The organism is Micromonospora sp. NPDC005291, assembly GCF_040607415.1.
Taxonomy (GTDB): Bacteria; Actinomycetota; Actinomycetes; order Mycobacteriales; family Micromonosporaceae; genus Micromonospora.
This window is the reverse complement of the sequence record NZ_JBEXGR010000044.1, coordinates 1-21,164: the sequence shown is the minus strand read 5'-3', so window position 1 is coordinate 21,164 and position 21,164 is coordinate 1. Positions and strand designations below refer to the sequence as shown.

At 69.2% G+C, this 21,164-nt stretch carries 19 protein-coding genes; 12 read left to right on the top strand and 7 right to left on the bottom strand.

Translation table 11 applies throughout. From position 1 onward, the window contains the following. Window positions 1-839: 839 nt before the first annotated feature. The gene (locus ABZT18_RS31470; protein WP_354997914.1) at window positions 840-1,094 is read right to left on the bottom strand and encodes a hypothetical protein; all 255 of its coding nucleotides are present in this window, start codon (window positions 1,092-1,094) and stop codon (window positions 840-842) included. 174 nt (window positions 1,095-1,268) lie between these two features. Between ABZT18_RS31470 and ABZT18_RS31465 the strand changes: the two genes are divergently transcribed. The 6 genes from ABZT18_RS31465 to ABZT18_RS31440 all read left to right on the top strand — a co-directional run bounded on the left by ABZT18_RS31465 (window position 1,269) and on the right by ABZT18_RS31440 (window position 6,731). Continuing rightward, a complete protein-coding gene (locus tag ABZT18_RS31465) occupies window positions 1,269-1,739 on the top strand; it encodes a PRC-barrel domain-containing protein (RefSeq protein ID WP_354997915.1) in 471 nt (156 codons plus the stop codon). Between the two features lie 267 nt (window positions 1,740-2,006). Next, window positions 2,007-3,065, top strand: coding sequence for a tryptophan--tRNA ligase (trpS, locus tag ABZT18_RS31460; protein WP_354997916.1), 1,059 nt, complete (start codon window positions 2,007-2,009; stop codon window positions 3,063-3,065). 87 nt (window positions 3,066-3,152) lie between these two features. Further along, entirely contained in the window at window positions 3,153-4,364 is a 1,212-nt protein-coding gene (locus ABZT18_RS31455; RefSeq protein ID WP_354997917.1) for a low temperature requirement protein A, read from the top strand. Between the two features lie 111 nt (window positions 4,365-4,475). Next, window positions 4,476-4,823, top strand: coding sequence for a YciI family protein (locus tag ABZT18_RS31450; protein ID WP_354997932.1), 348 nt, complete (start codon window positions 4,476-4,478; stop codon window positions 4,821-4,823). 2 nt (window positions 4,824-4,825) lie between these two features. Then, window positions 4,826-6,082 (top strand): sigma-70 family RNA polymerase sigma factor, encoded by a 1,257-nt coding sequence (locus tag ABZT18_RS31445; protein ID WP_354997918.1) that lies wholly within the window; start codon window positions 4,826-4,828, stop codon window positions 6,080-6,082. Between the two features lie 58 nt (window positions 6,083-6,140). Continuing rightward, entirely contained in the window at window positions 6,141-6,731 is a 591-nt protein-coding gene (locus ABZT18_RS31440; protein WP_354997919.1) for an HAD-IA family hydrolase, read from the top strand. Between the two features lie 4 nt (window positions 6,732-6,735). Here ABZT18_RS31440 and ABZT18_RS31435 read toward each other — a convergent pair whose 3' ends face one another. Next, complete coding sequence (locus ABZT18_RS31435) at window positions 6,736-7,707, bottom strand: NADP-dependent oxidoreductase (protein ID WP_354997920.1); 972 nt, start codon at window positions 7,705-7,707, stop codon at window positions 6,736-6,738. Between the two features lie 154 nt (window positions 7,708-7,861). Here ABZT18_RS31435 and ABZT18_RS31430 point away from each other — a divergent pair, with 154 nt between their 5' ends. Then, window positions 7,862-8,629: a YoaK family protein gene (locus tag ABZT18_RS31430; protein WP_354997921.1), complete on the top strand. Its 768-nt coding sequence runs from the start codon at window positions 7,862-7,864 to the stop codon at window positions 8,627-8,629. A gap of 12 nt (window positions 8,630-8,641) precedes the next feature. Here ABZT18_RS31430 and ABZT18_RS31425 read toward each other — a convergent pair whose 3' ends face one another. From ABZT18_RS31425 to ABZT18_RS31415, 3 genes are all read right to left on the bottom strand, one after another. Continuing rightward, complete coding sequence (locus tag ABZT18_RS31425) at window positions 8,642-9,721, bottom strand: DUF916 domain-containing protein (RefSeq protein WP_354997922.1); 1,080 nt, start codon at window positions 9,719-9,721, stop codon at window positions 8,642-8,644. A 94-nt stretch (window positions 9,722-9,815) separates the two neighbouring features. Further along, a complete protein-coding gene (locus tag ABZT18_RS31420; RefSeq protein WP_354997923.1) occupies window positions 9,816-11,789 on the bottom strand; it encodes an FN3 domain-containing metallophosphoesterase family protein in 1,974 nt (657 codons plus the stop codon). A gap of 144 nt (window positions 11,790-11,933) precedes the next feature. Beyond that, window positions 11,934-13,301 (bottom strand): HupE/UreJ family protein, encoded by a 1,368-nt coding sequence (locus tag ABZT18_RS31415; protein WP_354997924.1) that lies wholly within the window; start codon window positions 13,299-13,301, stop codon window positions 11,934-11,936. A gap of 30 nt (window positions 13,302-13,331) precedes the next feature. Between ABZT18_RS31415 and ABZT18_RS31410 the strand changes: the two genes are divergently transcribed. Then, complete coding sequence (locus ABZT18_RS31410) at window positions 13,332-13,994, top strand: hypothetical protein (protein WP_354997925.1); 663 nt, start codon at window positions 13,332-13,334, stop codon at window positions 13,992-13,994. 73 nt (window positions 13,995-14,067) lie between these two features. Here ABZT18_RS31410 and ABZT18_RS31405 read toward each other — a convergent pair whose 3' ends face one another. Further along, window positions 14,068-15,762: a cellulose binding domain-containing protein gene (locus ABZT18_RS31405; protein ID WP_354997926.1), complete on the bottom strand. Its 1,695-nt coding sequence runs from the start codon at window positions 15,760-15,762 to the stop codon at window positions 14,068-14,070. A gap of 415 nt (window positions 15,763-16,177) precedes the next feature. Here ABZT18_RS31405 and ABZT18_RS31400 point away from each other — a divergent pair, with 415 nt between their 5' ends. After that, window positions 16,178-17,821, top strand: coding sequence for a peptidase (locus tag ABZT18_RS31400; RefSeq protein WP_354997927.1), 1,644 nt, complete (start codon window positions 16,178-16,180; stop codon window positions 17,819-17,821). 105 nt (window positions 17,822-17,926) lie between these two features. Here ABZT18_RS31400 and ABZT18_RS31395 read toward each other — a convergent pair whose 3' ends face one another. Further along, the gene (locus ABZT18_RS31395) at window positions 17,927-18,064 is read right to left on the bottom strand and encodes a hypothetical protein (protein ID WP_354997928.1); all 138 of its coding nucleotides are present in this window, start codon (window positions 18,062-18,064) and stop codon (window positions 17,927-17,929) included. Window positions 18,065-18,362: 298 nt separating this feature from the next. On the opposite strand from ABZT18_RS31395, the gene ABZT18_RS31390 reads away from it, so the two are divergent. From ABZT18_RS31390 to ABZT18_RS31380, 3 genes are read left to right on the top strand one after another with little or no spacing between them, the layout of a single operon-like run. After that, window positions 18,363-19,862 (top strand): SulP family inorganic anion transporter, encoded by a 1,500-nt coding sequence (locus ABZT18_RS31390; RefSeq protein WP_354997929.1) that lies wholly within the window; start codon window positions 18,363-18,365, stop codon window positions 19,860-19,862. After that, on the top strand, window positions 19,862-20,341 hold the full coding sequence (locus ABZT18_RS31385) for a MerR family transcriptional regulator (protein WP_354997930.1): 480 nt from the start codon (window positions 19,862-19,864) through the stop codon (window positions 20,339-20,341). The genes ABZT18_RS31390 and ABZT18_RS31385 overlap by 1 nt, the downstream gene beginning before the upstream one ends. Window positions 20,342-20,399: 58 nt before the next feature. Then, a complete protein-coding gene (locus ABZT18_RS31380) occupies window positions 20,400-20,999 on the top strand; it encodes a class I SAM-dependent methyltransferase (protein WP_355253169.1) in 600 nt (199 codons plus the stop codon). The last annotated feature ends 165 nt before the right edge of the window (window positions 21,000-21,164 follow it).

The window sequence follows — 21,164 nt, the reverse complement described above, 5'->3', positions numbered from 1 at the left end:
AATTGGCACTGGCTTTTAAAGCACCCTGTTGAGTTCTCAAAGAACAACCACACACCGACCAGAAGCCCCACCTCAGTGGAACCCCAACTCGGGGCTTTTCGTACCGTGTCCCCGCCGCTCTCGCGCCGGGCACTTTTACTACGTTACCTCACCGTCTCCGCCGTGTCAAACCGTGTGTCCCGGTCTGTCATGCTTCGTACGGGTTAGCTCCGGCGCACTCACACAGCAGCGAACCGCTGCGTCAGGTCGTCGGATTTGGCAGACCGGCCGCTACGGTTTCCCGCAGTCTCGCCCGGTTCCCTGCCGGTCGTGAACCTTACCCGGTCGGCTTCGCTGCACCAAATCCGCCTCGCGGCCGATCCGGCGAGCCCCGCCCGGACCGTGTCCCGCAGGAGCGAAACCCCTGCTTGACCCGGCTGCCAGCCCGTTTCGGTGCTCCAGAACTTTCGTCCCGTTTGCCCCGTTCCGCGCTTGCAGAGAGAAAGTTACGCGTCCGTGGGTTTGATCGTCAAATCCGCGGACAGCGTCCCGCGTCACACTTGCGGCCCCCAGGCGATTTCCGCAGTTCAGGCAGGCCCGGGAACGACTTCGCGGTCGCGGCGCCACCTGGGACGAGGGAACGGCGTCCCGTCGGGGTGCGGTCACACGGGCTGATCCACTCCAGTTCGGCGAAGTCGGGGTGTCCCGGCTCGGCGATACCGCCTTTTCGCCGAGCCGGTGTCGATCAGCTGCGTCGATGTGGGCCCTGCGCGGTCACGAGGGGCGGTCCGGCCCAGAAGTCGACGCTGCCCACACGCGGACTTCCACAGCCGGTCCCCGAGCCCCGGTCACGGGGAATGTCAGGACGCCCGCCGGCGTCGGGCGGCGAGCCAGGCGCGGATTCCGAGGACACCGACGGTGGTCCCGATGGCCAGGGACGCGGCAATCAGCAGCGCGTGCACCCACAGAAAGCTGGTGGCGGCGCCCTCGGCCACCGTGCCGGACGCCCAGGACCGCGGGTCCTGCCAGATGGCGACCGCGAACCTCGGCCAGATCACCCAGGTCCAGACCCCGACTCCGACCAGGAAGAGAGCCCATCCTCGCGACAGCACCATGGCAGCCGAGTATGCCAGCGCACCTGTTCACCAGCCGGTCACGAGCGCGACCGGCGACACGCCTGGACAGGAACGTCGGCGTGCGGGCTCACCCTCATCAGTCTGTTTCCAACGGGAGCGGGGTGGGCACTGCGTAACAGGACAGCTTGAGGACCGTTCCCCCGGAGGTGTCCCGTGCAACCCTCGATCTTCAATCCCTGGGCCTGGCGTGATCCGTCCGCCCTTGCTGGCGGGTACGCCCAGACCACCCCCTCGGTCACACCGCCGGACCGCCAGGGCGGTGGGCACGAGGGTCCGGACGCACCCGGCCCCGGCACGCCGGTGGACCTGGTGGGCTACCAGGTGCAGGCGAGTGACGGGCGCATCGGCACCATCGACGAGGCGAGCAACGAGGCGGATGCCGGGTACCTGGTGGTGGACACCGGGCCATGGATCTTCGGCCAGAAGGTGCTGCTGCCGGCCGGCACGGTGGCCCAGGTGGATCACCAGGAACGCGTCGTGCACGTCGACCGGACCCGGCAGGAGATCAAGGACGCGCCGCCGTTCGATCCGGATTCGGCCGACCCCGAGTATCGGGAACGCGTCGGCAACTACTACGCCGACAGTTACCTTCCCCCTCCCGGGGCCATGCCGCGGGTAATGTGAGGCCGTGGTCCGGACGGTCAACTGCACGTCGGAGGCTGTCGACATGGTCGACGGCCTCCCGCTCGGTGCGGTGCCCGGGATCCCGACCAGCTCCGGCGATGGCCGTGAGCAACTCCTGAACGTTCTCCGTGCCGGTGGTCTGCGGTACCGCGCCGGTGCGCGATGGCGGACGGCTCGCTGAGCCGATCCCGCTGACCGAGGGGGCTGAACCGCCCCGCTCGGCGCGCGCCCACGCGTGACCCACCTCCGGATACGAGAGGCACCACCATGTCCGCCGCACGAATGCTCACCGGCGACCGGCCTACCGGCCGTCTGCACCTCGGCCACTATGTCGGCAGCATCGCCAACCGGGTGCGGCTGCACCGGCGCTACGAGAGCTTCTTCATCATCGCCGACCTGCACATGCTCACCACTCGCAACCGCCGCGAGGACATCGACCAGGTCTCCGGCAACGCCCGCGAGATGGTGACCGACATCCTCGCGGCCGGCGTCGACCCGGAACGGGCCACCTTCTACCTCCAGTCGGCCATCCCCGAGGTCGGAGACCTCAACACCCTCCTACAGAACCTGGTGACCGTTCCCCGGCTGGAACGGGTGCCCTCGCTCAAGGACATGGCCCGCGACGCCGGCAAGGAGGAAATGCCGTACGGGCTGCTGGGTTACCCGGTGCTCCAGGCCGCGGACATCCTCTGCGTCAAGGGGGAGGTGGTCCCGGTCGGCCGGGACAACGCCGCGCACGTCGAGGTGACCCGGGAGATCGCCCGGCGGTTCAACCACCTGTACGGTCCGGTCTTCCCGGTGCCCGAGCTGATCTCGGCGGACACACCGAGCCTGGTGGGCACCGACGGCGCGGCCAAGATGAGCAAGAGCCGGGGCAACACGATCGCGCTCTCCGATGATGCGGCCACCGTGCGTCGCAAGGTGCTCGGCATGTACACCGACCCGAACCGGGTGCGGGCCGACGTGCCGGGCACGGTGGAGGGCAACCCGGTCTTCGCGTACCACGAGGTTTTCAATCCCGACCGGGATGAGGTGGCCGACCTGGCCCGGCGTTACCGGGCCGGGCGGGTGGGTGACGTGGAGGTCAAGGAACGGCTGGTCGTCGCGCTCGAAGGGTTCCTGGCGCCGATCCGTGAGCGCCGGGCCGAGATCGAAGCCGACCGGGGGTTGGTCGACCGGTTGATCGTCGAGGGCACTGAGCGGACCCGCCAGGAGGTGCGCCAGACCCTGGTCGAGGTACGCCGGGCGATGGGGCTGACCGGCGCGTACCAGCAGGTGCGGCGGCGGGCCGAACGAAGCCGGCGCCGGACGGACGCCTCGAACTGAAGCCGGGGTGTCCGCCGCACCATCCGGGGCCTCAGCGGATGCGGAGGTCCGCCAGGTTCAGCGTGGTCGGTGGCGCAGAATGCGAGAGTGAGGAGGATTTTCGGCTTTCGTCCGGTTCCGGCTGCGGAGACGCACCGGACCACGATGTTCGAGATCTTCTTCGACCTGGTCTTCGTCTTCGCGCTCACCCGGGTCATCACGTTCATGGCCGGGTCGCCGACCGCGCTCACCCTGGCCCAGGGGCTGCTCATCCTCCTGCTGCTGCTCTACTCCTGGGGGCCGTACACCTGGTTGGGAAACCTGGTCCGCCCGGACGTCGGCCTGGTCCGCGCGGCCACCCTGGTCGCGATGGCGGCGATCTTCGTGGCCGCCCTGGTGCTGCCGGACGCGTGGCAACAGAGCCCGGAGCTCTTCGACGCGCCGTTCACCCTCGCCCTGGCCTACGTGGTCGGCCGGGCGGTGCAGCTCGTGATCCTGTTCTGGGTCAGCACGACGAACCCGGCACTGCGCTCCACGCTGCGGTTCTTCGCCGTTCCGGTGGTGCTGGCCTGGCTCCCGTTGATCGGCGGCGCGCTGCTCGGCGGCGCGGCCCAGACGGTGCTCTGGACGGCCGCGCTTCTGGTGGACATCGGTGGCTCCCGGATCGCGTCCGTCTTCCGGCCGTGGCAACTGCGCAGTGTCGACCACTTCACGGAGCGGTTCGGGCTGGTGCTCATCATCGCGCTGGGTGAGTCGCTGCTCTCCGCCGGCGCGGGGCCACGGGCGATGGCGCCGGTCGGTGCGGCCGTGCTGGCCGCACTGCTCGGCCTCACCAGCACGGTCTGCCTGTGGTGGCTCTACTTCGATCGGCTGGCACCCGCCGCGCGGCAGGCCATCACCAACGTGCCGGGTGACCGGCGGGCCGATGTGGCCGGCGACGCGTACGGCCTCGGGCACTCCCCGCTGATCATCGGCGCCATCTACGTCGCGCTCGGCATCGAGGAGGTGCTCGGTCAGCTCACCGAGGAGTCGTCCCACCCCGACGGGCTGGGCTGGGAAGCCGCCACCGCCCTTTACGGCGGCACCGCCCTCTACCTGCTCAGCAGGTTGGTCTTCCGCCGGCTCACCGTGCACGCCGTGTACCCGACGCAGGTCGTCGCCGCGCTGCTGCCGCTGGCCCTGCTGCCGATCGGCCGCTCCCTGCCCCCGTTGGCGGCGCTGGCACTCCTGACCATCTTTCTGATCGGGGTGACCTGGTATGAACGGCAGATCGACCGGCGCGACGAACGACCCGCCCCGGTGCAGCCGCTCCTTCCGTGAACTCCCAGGGCTCGGAAAGAAACCTGATGCCGTGTCGATATCCCCGGGCTTCGTTCGTCGTCATGCTGTACGGCGACACGCCGCACCGAGAGGAGCCGGAACGTGAAGTACATGCTGCTGTTCATGAGTCCCACGGCCGACGGGGAGGCCGTCGACAACGGGTGCACCTTCGAGGACTGGATTCGCTACGACCGGGAGATGAAGGACGCCGGGATCTGGGTCTCCGGGCATCCCTTGCAGGACCTGACCACCTGTACGACCGTGCAGGTGGGCTCGGGCGGGGAGCGCACGATAACCGACGGGCCGTTCGCCGAGACCCGTGAACTGCTCGGCGGGTACGACGTCATCGACGTGCCGGATCTCGACGCCGCGCTGGACTGGGCGGCCCGCAGTCCCGGCGCCCTCGGCGGCGGGTGGGTCCAGGTCCGCCCGATCGCCGACATCGAGGTGCCGGTCTGACCGTGACGGGTGAGGGGGCAGCCGTCGGGTCGTCGGTAGCGGCGGTGTTCCGGGAGGAACGCGGCCGGCTGCTCGCCTCGCTCGTGCACCGCTTCGGCGACCTCGACCTGGCCGAGGAGGTCACGTCCGAGGCCATCGAGGCGGCGCTGGTGCACTGGCCGACCGACGGCGTTCCAAGTCGACCGGGTGCCTGGCTGCTCACCACGGCCCGACGTCGCGCTGTCGACCGGCTGCGCCGCGACCGGGTGCTGGCGACCCGGCTCGCCGTGCTCAAGGCGGAGGCCGAGCGGGCCGACCCCGCCCCACCCGCCGACGCGGACCAGGACCTGCCCGACGACCGGCTGTCGCTCTTCTTCACCTGTGCGCACCCGGCCCTGGCCGCGCAGGACCGGGGGGCACTCACCCTGCGGTTCCTCGCCGGCCTCACCACGACCGAGGTTGCGCGGGCCTTTCTGGTGCCACCCGCGACCATGGCCCAGCGACTCGTCCGGGCCAAACGGAAGATCCGCGACGCGCGCATCCCGTTCCGGGTGCCGGGCGCGGACGAGCTGCCCGATCGCCTACCCACGGTGCTCCAGGCCGTCTACTCGGTCTTCACCGAGGGGTACGCCGCCAGCTCCGGCCCGGATCTCCAACGGATCGACCTGGCCGAGGAGGCCATCCGGCTGGGCCGGATCCTGCGGCGGCTGCTCCCCGCCGAGCGGGAGGTCGCCGGGCTGCTCGGGTTGATGCTGCTCGTCCACGCCCGACGCGCCGCGCGTACCGGCCCGGACGGCGCCATGATCCTTCTCGACGACCAGGATCGCGGGCGCTGGGACCGTCCCATGATCGAGGAGGGGTGCGAGCTGGTGGTGGTGGCGTTGACCGGCCGAGCGCCCGGGCCGTACGGGGTGCAGGCCGCCATCGCCGCGCTGCACGACGAGGCCGCCGACGTGGCCAGCACCGACTGGCCCCAGGTGGTCGCGCTCTACGACGTGCTGCTCAGCCTGGTGCCCTCACCGGTCGTCGCGCTCAACCGGGCCGCCGCGGTGGCCATGCGGGACGGGCCGGAGGCCGGGCTCGCCCTGCTCGACGAGTTGGCCGACGACCCGCGGCTGCGCGGCTACCACCCCTATCCGGCGGCGCGCGCCGACCTGCTGCGCCGACTCGGTCGACACGACGAGGCCGCGGCGGCGTACCGCAGCGCGTTGACGCTGGTGGGGACCGAACCGGAGCGGGCGTACCTGCTCCGCCAGCTGAAATCCGTCACGACCCGGTGAGCAGAGCCGTCGATCGCTCGCCACCGGGTACGACGGCCGCCCGCTGTACCCTTCCCCGGTGAGTCTGCCTCTGCCTCCCGGTGAGTTCGCCGCGTACCTGTTCGACTGCGACGGCACCATCGTCGACTCGATGCCGCTGCACTACCTGGCCTGGCGGCGGGCCCTGAACGAGTGGGGCTGCGAGTTTCCGGAGGACCTCTTCTACGCGTGGGGTGGACGACCGACCGCCGACATCGTCGTCACCCTGAACGAGCAGCAGGGTCTGGCCATGCCGGTGGCGACCGTCGTCGAGCGTCGGGAGAGCTACTACCAGGAGTTGCTGCCGCAGCTCGCCGCCGTGCCCGAGGTGCTGGCGCACATCCACGACGCGCACCGGCGGGTCCCGTTCGCCGTCGTCTCCGGCAGCACCCGCGCCTCGGTCACCGCCTCCCTCGACACGCTCGGCCTGCTGGACCGGTTCGACGTGCTCGTCTGCGCCGACGACTACACGCGGGCCAAGCCCGACCCGGAGGCATTCCTGCTCGCGGCGGAGCACCTCGGCGTACCCCCGGGGTCCTGCCTGGTCTTCGAGGACACCGACCTGGGCATCCAGGCCGCGACCGCGGCCGGCATGGCATCGGTACGCGTGCCGCAACAGCGCACGCGTTGAGGTCTCAGGCCACCGTCAGCAGGAGCTTGCCCGCGTAGGAGGTCTCCAGGCGCCGGTGCGCCTCCCTCACCTTGCCGAGCGGGAACGTCTCCGCGACGTGCACCACGAACGGCCCCGCCTCGATGAGTTCGTTGAGGCGCTGCAACTGTCGAGGGCTAGCTTCGCCGTCGTACGCCCGGACCACGACGCCGGGTCGCTCGCCCGGCTCCGGCCGCACCCCGTGGGGGTACGCGACCACGCCCCCGTCGACCAGCGCCTCGGTGAGCCGGTCCAGGGTCTCGCCGGCGGCCATCGCCAGGATGGCGTTCACCCCGGCCGGCGCCGCGTCCCGGATCCGCGCGAGCACATCGGTCATGTCGCCGTGGCCGTCGAGGGACACGTCGGCACCGAGCCGGGTCACCAGCGCGACGCCGTCCGCCCCGGAGGCCACGGCGATCACGTTGAGCCCCTGCCGCTTGGCCAACTGCACGGCCAGGTGACCCTGCCCGCCGCTCGCGCCGAAGATCAGCAGCCAGTCGCCGGCCGACAGGCTGAGGGTGTCGAGTCCGGCCAGCGCGGTCAGCGCGTCGGTGGGCATGGCACCGGCGTGCTCCACCGGTACACCGTCGGGCAGCTTCGCCGCGTACTGCGCCTTGACTGCCGCGTACTCGGCGTAGAAGCCGCCCTTCGGCCGGGTGTTGGCGGAGACGTAGACCAGGTCGCCCACCGCGACGTTGGTCACCTGACTGCCGGCCGCGATGACGGTCCCGGCGCCGTCGGAGCCGGGCACGATCGGGAGGGCGGAGCCCTCCGGCACCAGCACACCCTGCCGCTCGTACGCGTCCCACACCCCGACGCCGGCGCTCCAGACCTTGATCAGCACCTCGTCGTCGGCGATCTCCGGCACGGGCAGCTTCCGCAGGGTGATCACCTCCGGTCCACCGAACTCGTCGAAGGCCGCGGCCTGCATCCGCTCTGGCACATCCCCGTCAACCATGTGGATTCCCTCTCCGTGCCGGCGTCACCGTCGCAGCATGCCGGGTCGGGGGCAGGCGTGGCCGGGGGCTGAGCGCCGTTCACCCACAAGGGCGACCGCCCGCTCTCGGTGCCTCGCGAAGGGGCGTAGCCGGGGCTGGCGCGGGAATGGCTGCGTGCCCGGAGTCGACCGACGCCGGGCGAGCGCGGCGGTCGCGCTGGCGGCAGGGCCGGGGGGAAGGGGCACCGTGCGGGCACCGTCGACGCGCGCCACGGCCTGGCTCCTGGTGGCGCTGGCCGCGGTCTCCGGCTGCATCGACGTCATCTGCCTGACCAGGCTCAACGGGTACTTCGCCAGCGTGATCACCGGCAACCTGGTGCACTTGGGTCAGGCGATCGCCACGGCGGACGGCCGCTCACTCGCGGGTGCGGTGGTGGCGGTCGGTGGTTATGCCGCCGGGGTGGCCGGTGCCACCGTGCCGTTGCGCGATACCCCGCCGGGGTGGAACCGCCGTACCGCGCTGGTGGCAGCGGTTGAGGCGGTGCTGCTGCTCGGATTCACAGCGGGCTGGTCGGCCTGCTCGGCACGGCCCGGGTACGGCTTCGGGCTCGTGCTGCTGGGAACGGCTTCCGTGTCGAGCGGCATCCAGAGCGTGATCACCGTTGGTGCCGGCGTACCGGGTGCGTCGACCACCTATCTGACCGGCTCGTTGACCACGTTGGTCCGGCGGCGCGTGGTCGACCCGCACCGCATCGCCGACGTGGGTGGCCTCGGCCGGTTGGCAGGGCTGGTGGTCGGCGCCGTGCTGGGCGCGGTGGTGCTGCGCACGGCGCCGACCTGGGCACCTGTTCTGGCGTCGGTGCTGGTGATCACCGTGATCACGGTCGCTGTCGTCCTGACCCGCCGCGCGGTGGCCGCCGCCGACCGCGGCCAGTGGCGCTGACCGGAGCTGCGATCAGGACGTCTGCGGCTCCTGTCCACGCAGCGCCTGCTCGACGGCGTCGCGTACGCGGGCGTCCTCGCGCACCCTGCGCTGCGTCCGGTTGCGGCGGCGGTACAGGTACGCCCCGACGAGCACGGCGATCAGCACGACGAGCACCAGCACCAACATCCACGGCAGGGCCCAGCCGTGCGCGGTGACCTGGACGGGCTTGAGCGAGGTGGTGGAGCCCGAGGCGTCGGTGAGCAGCGGCGTGAGGGTCGCGGTCGAGGCCAGCGAGACGGCGGGAGCGACACCGTGTACGGGCACCGTCACGTCCCAACTCTCACCCGGAAGCAGCTCCGGTGGCGCGGCGATGTCCCCCGCCCGCACCCGCAGCAGGCCGAACGGGCCTGAGACCGACACCGCCTGCTGCCCGGACAGGGCCGCGTTGCCGACGTTGTGGACCTTGTAGGTGATGGTGGCGTCACCCTTGCTGAACGGGTTGAACGAGCCGGCGTACGTGACGTGGAGGTCTTCGATCGCGAGGTTCGGCTTCAGCTCGCCGCCGACCCGCAACTTGATCCGGATTCCGAGGCGCCGGTCGACGTTGATGCCCTCGGCCTGGTCGGCCTGAGTCAGCGCGGTGAGGATGCCGCCGACGTAGTCACCGGGCGTGGCGTTGTCCGGGACGCTGATCGTGAAGGGAACCTGCGCGGTCTTCCCGGGCTGGATCACGACACTGTCGGCATTCGCCTTCACCCAGGCGCCGATCGCAATGGACTTCTTGTCCTTGGTGAGCAGGTCGAGCTGACCCGCGTCGGTCGTGAAGCCGTCGGCGGCGTACACGGACAGGGTCAGCGGCGCCGCGCCCCGGTTGGCCACGACCATGGCGTCCTCGACGGCACCACCGGGATTGGCGTTGTAGGTGTAACTGGACCGGGCTTCGCCGTAGGCGTTGGAGGCCGTCCGGACCGTCCAGGCGACGTTGCCCTCCGCCGCCAGGGCAGGGCCGGCACCGACGCCTGCGGCTGCGACGGCGGCGAGCAGGGACAGCGCGGTCGTACGAAGGAGTACGGCGGTGGTGGTCTTCCAGCGGGTCACGGACGAGTACATTTCGGGTCCTTGAGGTGATCTTGGGAGGAATGCAAATGGGTGGCGGGGCAGGCCCCCCCGAAGGTGGCCTACCCCGCCCGATGGAACAGGTCGGTCAGCTGCTCAGCGCAGTGATCGTGAGGGTGGTGCGGTAGCTGCCCTTCTCGATGCTGTCCGGGATCTTCAGATCCAGGTCAGCACCGAGCCGGGCGCCGCCCCGCGGGTGACCCTGCACGGCCGCGGCGAGGCCGCTGGAGACCGAGAGGCCCTTGCCCTGGTCGTCGTAGGACGACAGGATCGGGGCACCGGCCTCGGCACCCGCGCCGCCGTCGAGCACGTACGGGTTCCAGCCCAGGTAGGAGCCGGAGAACTTCTTGTCGGCGTCCTGGAAGTCGCCGACGTTGGCCGAGATCGACCACGGTGCGAGCGAGCGGCGGCTGTCCGACACGAGGATCGGGTTGATCTTGCCGGCCGCCCCGAAGAAGGCACCGTTGCGCTCCTGGGCGGTGCCCAGGTCGACCAGGCCGTTGTAGCCGTCGATCGTCCAGCCGAACTCACCCGGAGCCGGGTTCGGCACGTTGACCTGAATGGCCTGACCGTCACCGTGGTACGGGTGCACCGTCACCTTGTCGGTGATCGAGCCGATCGGCTGACCGTCCGGGGTGTTGACGCAGGAGAGGCCCTTCTCGACGGCCGCGTTCGGCGCCGCGCAGGTGCCGCTGCGGACGTTGGCCAGGACAAGCTTGTCGCCGCGCACCTGCACCTTGACGTAACTGCGGACGTGCTCCTGGTTCTGCGACGAGTTGTACCAGTACTTGCCCGGGTCCAGCGGGTCCGGACCGTTGCCGCGGATGCCCGTGCCGGTGTTGTCCGGCTTCTTGATGTCGTAGTACTTCGAGCCGGAGGCCGAGTTGGCCGTCACGTAGATGACGCCACCCGGGCCGGGGAACACGTCGGCAGCACCGGACTGCTCGGCCGGGTTCTCCTTCTGGCCGTTCTTGATGGAGTAGCTGCGGGAGTAGCTGTGGTCGTGACCCTGCAGCACCATGTCGACGCCCAGGTTGGAGAAGGCCGTGGTGAAGTCTTCCCGCCGCTGCTTGTTGTCGGTGTCGGTCGCGTGGCTGGCCGGCGAGTAGATGGAGTGGTGGTAGACCAGCACCTTCCACTTGGCCTCGGAGCCGTGCTTGTTGATGACGTCGGTGACGTACGCGACGTGCGCCGCGTCGCCACCGGAGGAGCCATCCGTCGGGTTGGTGTAGCTGTTGCTGTTCAGGTCGATGAACAGCACATCCTTGTGGATGAACCAGTAGTCACCGCCGGACCGGGTCGCCTGGTCCCCGTTGTAGTACTGGGCCGAGCGGTCGGTGTTCGGCGTGTAGTGGTGCTGCTCGTAGGACTTGCCGCCGACATCGTGGTTACCGATGGTGGCCACGAGCGGGTACTGCCGCAGCTGGTCGGGGGCCAGGAACGAGGTCCACTGCCCCTCGTCGTTGGCGCTCTCGACGTGGTCGCCGGCGGACACCAGCAGCTCAGCGTTCGGGTTGGCCCCGGTGGCGACCTTCAGGGTCTCCTCCCAGCCGGCCTGGTCCTTCAGCCGGTCACCGGAGGAGCCGATCTGTGGGTCACCGAAGAACAGGAAGTCGTAGTCGCCCTCGAAGTCCTGGGTCTTGAAGGCGTACGCCGGGGACCAGTTGCCCTCGGCGCCGACCCGGTACGAGTACGCCGTGTTCTCGCGCAGGTTGCTGATCGTGGCGTGCCGGTTGAAGCCGGTGGTGGAGGTGTTCGCCGCACCAACGGCGTCGAAGCTGACGGCGCCGGCCGGGAACTCGCCGTTGACGATCTCGGCGGTCGGGGCGAGCTGGATCTTCTGCGCGGTGTCGGCGGAGGAGTACCAGCTCACGATGCGCTGGGTCTCGTTGGCGCCGACGCCGAGGACGACACCGGTGATCGTGGTGGACTCGGCCGCACTCGCGGTGGCCATCAGGCCACTACCGAGGGCCGCGCCCATTCCGAGGAACCCGGCTACGACCCCGGCGACCAGGCGCCGCCGCACGAGCCCGGGGGCCCGTGTCGAGGTGCTCAATGTCATCGACATTGTTCCCTTTTCAAATAGACAAATGGATTGTGCCTTCACCCGACGCTGGGGAAGCAAATCCACGCTTTCGCTGCTCGATGAACCAGCCATGAACGTGATCTTGCGAATGGCTGCACTTCCCGAACTACTTAGCTCTGCTCATGATCCAGAAACGCGCTGCACAAACCAGATCAGCCCCATGATGGACACGACCGTAGAAACAGCGCCGGTCGCCCAGAGACCGACTTTCGGCGCACGACGACGCAGCACGAGCAGCAGCGGGAAGACGACGGCGATAATCGTCAACTGAACGACCTCGATGCCGACGTTGAACACCAGCAGTGACCACAGCAGAGTCCACGACCACGCCTCATTGATGCCCAGCGCACCCGCGAAGCCCAGGCCGTGCACGAGGCCGAAGCAGAACACCACACCGAGGCGGATCCAACCGGAACGGTCCAGGCTGAAGTGACCGTGGCCGGCCGTGTCCAGGTCGGTCGCGTGACCACCGCGCCGCCAGATCCCCCACAGGTGCCAGCCGGCGACCACGGCGATCGACAACGCGATGATCGGCTCCACGATCGCCCCCGGCACCTCGACCAGGCCGAGGGCCGCGAGCATGAACGTCACCGAGTGCGCCAGGGTGAAGCTGGTGGCCGCGAGCACGATCTCCCGGAGCCGCCGCGACCCGGCGATGAGCGCCATCAGGAACAGGATGTGGTCGATCCCGGACAGCAGATGCTCGGCGCCCAGCAGGAAGAACTCTCCGAACCGCTCGTACCACGCCTGCCCGGTCGAGAAGGAGGGGTTGGCGGCGTCGAGCGCCGCACTGCCCGAACGGCCGTCGATCTCGTAGGTGACGATCGTCTTGGTGCCCTTGACGTAGCCCTCGCCATCAGGGAAGAGACCGCTGCGCACCTCGTGCTCGTCGACCCGCTCGGTGCAGGTCCAGTCGAGCAGCAGATTCGCGTACGGCACACCGTCGCGCTCGCCGATCGTCGCGTCGCCCACCTGCGTCGGCCGGCAGGCCGCACTCCGTGCGGTGACCGAGAGACGGTCGGAGACATACGTGCGCACCGTCGACGCATGGCTCTTCAGTGCCGCGGCCTGGGCGTCGGAGTCACCCGCCTCAAATGCGGCGGTTCCCGCCTGGAAGAGCGGATCGTCGTCACCGGAATCGGCGGCGGACACGACGAGGAGGTCGTATTCGAGCTCCACCGCCGTGCGAATGTGACCCTCGTCTCCCGCTGCAATTTTGGTGTACACAGTCGACGAGAACCCGTGCGCGGACGCCACTCCGGCGCCCATAAACGGGATCACCGCTGCGGCGATCCCGACAGCGGCGACGATAACGGTACGGCGGACACGGCCTGACATGCGGCTCCCTCGGTTGGCCAGTGCACGTTGCATGTCGCGGATGAACACCAACCCGCGCACCGACGAACCGCCGGAAAACAAAGTCCCCAAACCGCCATCGGCGGATCGCCGGCGAGCGGAATTGAGATAGGAATACGAGGCAGTACGCACTTTCCGCCACCACTCGAAAGGACGATCGCCTTGCGCCCCCCGCTTCGGGCCGTTGCCATGCTGGCCGCGACCGCCGCGCTGGTCACCGCTTGCAGCTCCGGCGACGACTGGTCACAGCCACATCCCGCGCCCAGTGCCATCGGCACTCTCGGCCCAGGGTTCGTCGACCCCTCCACGAAGCCGGCTCCAGAGGCGACCATCACGCCGCAGCCCGGCTCGTGGGCCGACGTCCATCCGCCGAAGGACTACCGGGTCGTCCTGCTCACCGGCGGCGACGACAGCCCGACCAAGGCCCTCGTGACGGCGGTCAAGGAGTGGGCCGACGACGAGCACGTCGACCTCAGGACGATCACCGTCGGCAATGCGCACGACGCCGTTCCCAGCATCGCCAAGGCGATGGAGATGGGTCCGGACCTCATCGTCAGCGCGGGCAACGACCTCATCGACGCGCTCGCGCTGGTCACCCCGAACCACCTGGACGAGCAGTTCCTCGTGGTGGGCGCGGAGCTGGCCGAGCCGACCCACAACGTCACCGCGGTCGATTGGGACGGCGCGTCGTTCCGTGGGGAAGGGCTTGGCACATCCTCGACGTACGACCCGAACTCGTTCACCGCCGAGCGCTGCGCGGCGGCCATCAGGGCGGGCGCGGCGGCGGTCCTCAACGACCTGACCGGGATCGTGGTCTGGCTCTGACGATCGGGGCTGTTCGCCTCGGCGGGGGTCGGGGCCCGGTGCGGAGGCGTGGCCTCCGCACCGGGCCCGACGGTCATACGGCCGAGCAGGTCGGAGTCATCCCCGCGCCGGTGCCGGTGCCCTGGTAGCCGAACTCAGTCGACTGGCCAGGGGCGATTGAGCCGTTGTAGGCGACATTGGTGAACCGGACCGTGCCGGTGTCGCCGCTCCGGCTGGCGTTCCAGGCGCTGGTGACGCTCGCGCCCGCCGGCAGGGCCATGGCAACCGACCAGCCGGTGACCGGCGCGGAGCCAGCGGTCACCCGGACGGTGGCGACGAAACCGCCCGTCCACTGGTTGACCGACACCGTCGCCGCACAACCACCACCGGTCGGAGGCGGCGTCGTCGGAGGAGGCGTCGTCGGAGGCGGGGTGGTCGGGGGCGGGGTGGTCGGGGGCGGGGTGGTCGGGGGCGGGGTCGTCGGTGGGGTGGTCGTGGGTGGGGTGGTCGGGCCGTCGGCCAGAACCGGCGTCTGCCAGTCCCGCCAGTCAGCCAACCGGCCGAGCGCCTTGCTCGAAATCCGGATCACACCCGGCTCGTTCCCCGTCTTCAACAGGAACTTCCTCATGTTCTTCTGCAACGGGTCACGCCACTCGGGGCGGTTGGCGCAGTGGCTGCCGTCCTGGACGTCGGACCAGTAGGTGATGTTGTCGCCCGCGCCGAGCGCCTTGTAGACCTCCGCGCCGCCCAGTGCCGCCACACTCGCCGACCGGGGGCCGAGGTTGGCGATGTGCGGGTTGTCCATGATGAACAGCCCTCGCGGCGCCACCATGGCAACCATCTCGTGCATGTCCACCGGAAGCCTGTTCGGGCTGCTGGTGAAGGACCCGAATGCGTCACCCAGCCACGGCTGCTCTCCGTACGCGCTGCTCAGGCTCTGCGCACCCTCCCCGGGAATGCCCCGGAAGATGGGAACACCCGCGCTGCCCGACTCGATGGGCATCGTCAGAGCGATGCGCTGATCGAACACACCGATCGCAAAGGCGCCCTTGCCATATCGCGAGCATCCCGTGACACCCATCGCGTCGGCCTTGAGGATCCGGCCGTCGGACTGCTCGATGACATCGATGATCCGGCTCACGCCCCAACCCCAGGCCGCGAGCAGCCCGGTACTGCTCGATGAGCCATAGATGTTGTAGAACGCGCCCTGCTTGTTGTTTCGGGGCGTGCCCTCTCGGCCGACGGCCAGGGGGTCGTAGCTGATGACGGCAGCACCAGTGGCCTTGATGGTTGCCGTGTCGGCGCCGAACCCGCCCACGACCACGACAGCCGGGAACGGGCCGGTGCCGCTGGGCAACTCGACCCGCGCCGAGAAGCTGGAGCTCCTGCCGTTGTGCGACACGTTCACGGTGATGGTGCTGTTCGAGACCGTGCCCGTGACAGTCGCGGGCTTGGCCGGCTTGTCGCCGAAGACGAACTTCTCCGCCAACTCCTTGATCTCCGCCCGTCGGCAGCGCCAGTCGGACTTGGAGGTGATGGTCGCACCGTTCAGCTTCTTGAAGGGATCGGGAAGCTTGGCGTTGGTGGGCAGCGAGCCCGCGTCCGGCAGCCCGGACACCGCGCAGTCGGCGCCCTCGTCCTCCACTGCTGCCGCGACCATGAGGCCTGCTGCCGCCTGTGCGGTCGTCGTTCTGGTTACTACCGACACCGATCCAGCGACCGCGAGCGCTGCTACCGCCAGTGCGACGGCCGCCGAACGGGTCCTGGTGCGGCCCGAGTTGATGATCACCAGAGCTCTCCTTCCGGGTGGTGGTGATGGTGAGGAAGGAACGAAGCGTGATCGATGATCACGAATGCCAGCCACGTCAAGTCTGTGTCGGGCTATCGTAAAGTGTCAATGTCTTGCTCGAAAGTTTCGGCTCTGCGAGCCGCCGTCTCGTCCCCGGATGGCTGAGGTGCACGCGGCTACAGCCGGTTCTTTCGCCGCCGACAGCGCATTTGACCTGCTGCTACCGGAGTTCAGATCACGCACACGCCATATCGGAAACGTTTCGACAATGAGAGGCCACCCGATCCGCCGAGATCCGGCGGCCTGGCCATGCAATCGGACAGCCCTGACCGGTACGCCGGCCGCCCGGATAGGGGCGGAATTTTCGATGATCAACAGCTAGAGTGCGGGCCAACCATCCCTCACCGGAGATCACATGAATCGCAGATCGGCTAAATTGTCGCGCCTCGCCACGGCAACAGCGCTGCTGGCAACGGCCACCCTCTTCAGCGCCCCGCCCGCGGCCGTTGCCGCCGAGGCACTGCCCGACCTGTTCGTCTCCTTCGACCGTGAGCCCGTTGCCGAGATCGACAACAACGGCACCACCGTGGGCATGTACGTCTACAACTACGGTGAGGCCCCCGCGACGGGGGTGACCGTCACCCTGGACCTGAGCAAGGTCTCCGACGCGGTCACCGCGTCCGTGTCGGACTGGGACGACACCTGCAAGCTTGCCGGCACCAAGGTCACCTGCACCATCGGAGCCCTCGATGCCGGCCAGGTCACGACCGTGTACCCCCTGTCGCTGGCCAGCCGCCAAGGTGCCGCCCCCGGCGATGCCGGTTCGGTCACCGTCACCATCGACGGCGTCGAAGACGACATGGCACCCGGCAACGACACCGTCTCGTTCCCGGTCACGGTGATCCCGTCCGGCCCCGATCTGGTCGCTGCCGCGCAGGACCTGAACGACAAGGACAATCCGGTCGGCCCGGGCGACACCGTCCCGCTCTACTCAGGCATCGGCAACGAGGGCGACACTGCCGCCAAGGACTTCACGGTGCGGGTCAGCCTCCCCACCGGCGCCACGTTCGCCGAGCGGTACAGCGACTGCACCTACACCGACTACTACCCGAACGACATCGGGAAGCCCTACGTGTACGGGCCCAGCGAGGTCAGCTGCGTGGTCCCGCTGGCCCTGGAGCCCGGCGACGGCCTGCTGCTGTTCGACGACGAGACCGGCGAGTCGCTGTTCAATATCAACTTCGGCCGCAACCTGGCCGGTCCGGACCAGACCTACGGCTCGCTCGACGTCGCACTCGCCGGGCAGGAGCGCTCGGCGAAGAACAGCGCCCGCACCAAGGGCACCGGGCCGTCGTTCGCCGCCACCGTCCGCAAGCTGCAGACGAAGGGCGCAAAGGGCGACCTCGCGAAGCAGCGTTCCGCGCAACGCGAGCTCGACGAGTCTGACAACTACGCGAGCTTCGGGTTCTGGACCAAGAAGAACACCCTCGACGTCGCGGTCAGCGCACCGGCAGTCAAGGGCGCCATCGGGCAGACCGTCAACCTCCCCTACGAGGTCGTCAACAACGGCCCCTCAGACGGCGGCGGTCCGTCGGTGATCATCACCGCGCCGACCGGCACGGTGCTGCTGCCCAGCGATTGGTGCTACACCGATGGCACCGAGCACGAGACGCTGCCGGAGTCGGCCAAGCTCCGGTGCAACTTCGAGAGCGAGTTCCCGGCCACGGCTTCCGGGTACGGCCGCATCAAGGCGACGGTCCAGGTGAAGATCAAGTCAGCTCCGGGCACCGACGGCACGATCGTGGCCCGCAGCGTCACCTCGGCGACCGAGTCCAAGCCGGAGAACAACACCGCCCAGATCGTCATCACCACCGGCACTTCCGGTGGCGGTGCCGGTGACGACGATGGTGACAACGGCGGCTCGGGCGGCGGCCTGCCCGTCACCGGCGCCCCGGCGGCCATGCTCGCCGGCGGTGGTGCGGCAGTGCTCGCGCTCGGCGCCGTCCTGCTTGTGCTGTTCCGCCGTCGCCGCGTGGTGCTTCAGGTTCCGCGCGACTGATCCAGCAACACGCAACACAGCAGGGGTGGGCCGCATTCGGCCCGCCCCTGCTGTCTTACAGCGGGGTCGACTCGGTCAGGAACAGCCGGTGGGAAGCCCGGCGGCTCAACGCGGGGCGGGCCCGCGATCCTCGAACTCGTACGTGGTGGTCAGGCCCTCGGGCAGGTCGGGGACCAGGAAGCAGGTCGGCGGCTCGATCGGCACCGCGCTGCTCAACACCATCGCGACCAGTTCGGCCGCCACCTACCTGGTCTCGAACGGTGGCCCGGCGGCCCAGACCCACACCCAGAACGAGGCGTTGATGCCCGGCGGTTCGCGCCAGCCATGCGCAGCGCTGGTGACGGTTGCCACGCTGGGCCTACTCTCCCCTGACGGAAGAGTAGGGTCGGTGCCGGTCGTCGCAGTGAGACCCGAGTGGCCTTCTGCGGCGACCGTGCCGCGTCCGGGGTGCTGGCACCCGCGGATTTGCCCCGCCGGCTTCGCTGATCGATGGGGCGATAGTTGGGCGCGTCCCAGGTGACGCCCGAGTGGAAATGGCTGTATGTCCTCTGTGCTGTCCGCGGCGCCCCGGCCGCGTCTGTCCCGCCCGTCCTGGCTGTCGCCGAAGGTGTTCCGCACCGAGGTCCTCGCTGGCCTGGTCGTCGCTCTCGCGCTGATCCCGGAGGCGATCTCCTTCTCGATCCTGGCCGGGGTCGACCCCCGGGTGGGCCTGTTCGCCTCGTTCACCATGGCCGTCACCATCGCGATCTGCGGTGGTCGGCCGGCGATGATCTCCGCCGCGACCGGCGCCATTGCTCTGGTCATCGCGCCGCTGGTCAAGGAGCACGGCCTGGACTACCTGATCGCGGCAGTGATCCTCGGTGGCGCGATCCAGGTCCTGCTCGCCGTTCTCGGCGTGGCGAAGCTGATGCGGTTCATCCCCCGCAGCGTCATGGTCGGTTTCGTCAACGCCCTGGCGATCCTGATCTTCGCCGCCCAGGTCCCGCATCTGCTCGGCGTGCCGTGGCTGGTCTATCCCCTCATCGCCGTCGCCCTGGGGATCATGGTCGGATTGCCCCGCCTGACCCGCGCGGTTCCGGCACCGCTGGTCGCCATCGTGGTGCTGACCGTGGTGACCGTGGCCGCGCACGCGGCGGTGCCGACCGTCGGCGACGAGGGGGCCCTGCCGGACAGCCTGCCCACCCTCGGCCTGCCCCAGATTCCATGGACGCTGGGTACTCTCAGCGTGATCGCCCCCTACGCGCTGGGGATCGCACTGGTCGGGCTGATGGAGTCGCTGATGACCGCCAAACTGGTCGACGACATCACCGACACCCACTCCAACAAGACCCGCGAATCCTGGGGACAGGGCGTGGCCAACATCGTGACCGGGTTCTTCGGGGGCATGGGCGGCTGCGCGATGATCGGCCAGACCATGATCAACGTCAAGGCGTCCGGAGCCCGCACCCGACTGTCGACCTTCCTGGCCGGTGTCTTCCTCCTGATCCTGGTGGTCGCGCTCGGCGACGTGGTCGCGGTGATCCCGATGGCTGCCCTGGTCGCGGTGATGATCATCGTGGCGGTGTCGACGTTCGACTGGCACTCGGTCGCCCCGAAGACACTCAAGCGGATGCCGTACGGCGAGACGATCGTCATGCTGGCCACCGTCGCGACCACCCTGGCCACCCGCAACCTGGCCGTCGGCGTCGTGGTCGGCGTGCTCACCGCCATGGTCATCTTCGCGCGGCGGGTCGCTCACCTCGTCGAGGTCACCAGCGTGCTGGACCCGGACGGCGGCACCCGCATCTACTCCGTACGCGGTGAGCTGTTCTTCGCTTCCAGCAACGACCTCGTGGGTCGGTTCGACTACGCGAACGACCCCGACCACGTGGTCATCGACATGACCCACGCCCATGTCTGGGACGCCTCCTCGGTCGCCGCCCTGGACGCGATCACCACCAAGTACGCCACCCGCGGCAAGACCGTCGAGATCATCGAGCTGAACAAGCCCAGTGCCCGCATCCACGACACCCTCGCCGGCCAGCTCGGCGTCGGCCACTGATGGCCGCCACCAGTAATGCCGTAGCGGGGTCGGAGGACACCGCAGGCCGGTTGATGCAGATCGGCGAGGCCGCCGAACGCGTCGGGCTGAGCATTCGCACCATCCGCCACTACGAGGACGCCGGCCTGATCGTCCCCTCCGCGCGCAGCGAGGGCGGCTTTCGTCTCTACACCGAGCCCGACCTCGACCGCCTCGCCGTGGTCAAGCGGATGAAACCCCTCGGGTTCACCCTCGACGAGATGCGCGATCTGCTCGCCGTCCTCGATGCCCTCGACACCGCCACGGGCACCGACCGGGACGCCCTGCTCGATCGGCTGGACATGTTCCACACCGCCGCCACCACCCGCGTCACCGCCCTCCGCGACCAACTGACCATGGCCGAGGGCTTCGCCAGCACGCTGCGCGACAGAGTCGACCGCCACAGCGGCACCACGGTTGCCCCGGCCACTGCCCCGGTGACCGAGGACATGGTGCACTGAGCCTTCCGGAAGGGTGGAATCGGATGTGTGAGCAGAGCCGGCGTCGGCGAGTGACGTCGTGAGGTGCACTCTGCGGACCCGCGAGCCGGGTCTGTCCAGCGCCGGCACCGCCCCCACACCGGACGGACCCGTTCGCGCGACGGCCGCCCATCGACAGCGATGGGCGGTGGAGACGATGGCTGTCGCGCCGGACGACCAGGTGTTGGAGATCGGATGTGGTCGGGGAGCGGCCGTCTCCCTGGTCGCCAGCAGACTCACGACCGGCCGGATCGTCGCCATCGACCGAGCGGCGACGATGGTACGGCTCGCGACCGAGCGCAACATGAGCCACGTCAGCGCTGGCAGAGCCGAGATCCGACGTACCGGATTCGAGGCGGCCGACCTTCCCGCCCACCGCTTCACCAAGATCTTCGCGGTGAACGTCAGCCTGTTCTGGCTGGGCGACGCGACGCAGCAGATCGATCGGATGCGGAGCCTGCTGGCACCGGGCGGGCGGCTCTACGTGTTCGGCGAGCGGCCCACGGCCGCACACGCCACAGCGAATCTCACCGCCACCGAGCTGCTGCTCGAAGCGCACGGTTTCGCCACGACCAGATCGAGCGCCACTCGCGGTCAGGGCCAGGTGCTCACCTGCGTCATCGGCACGCCAATCGAGTAAGGCTCATCTGTTCGCGATGCTTCGGCACCGCCGCGTGAGAAGGGCGGGCTCGGCTGTGCGCCGAGCCCCCCCAGACCGGGGGGGGGGGAACAGATACCACAATGGGATTTAGAAGAAGGAAGGGTGGTAGAATGAAGTGTTGGGAAGGGATAAGGGTGTGGTGGG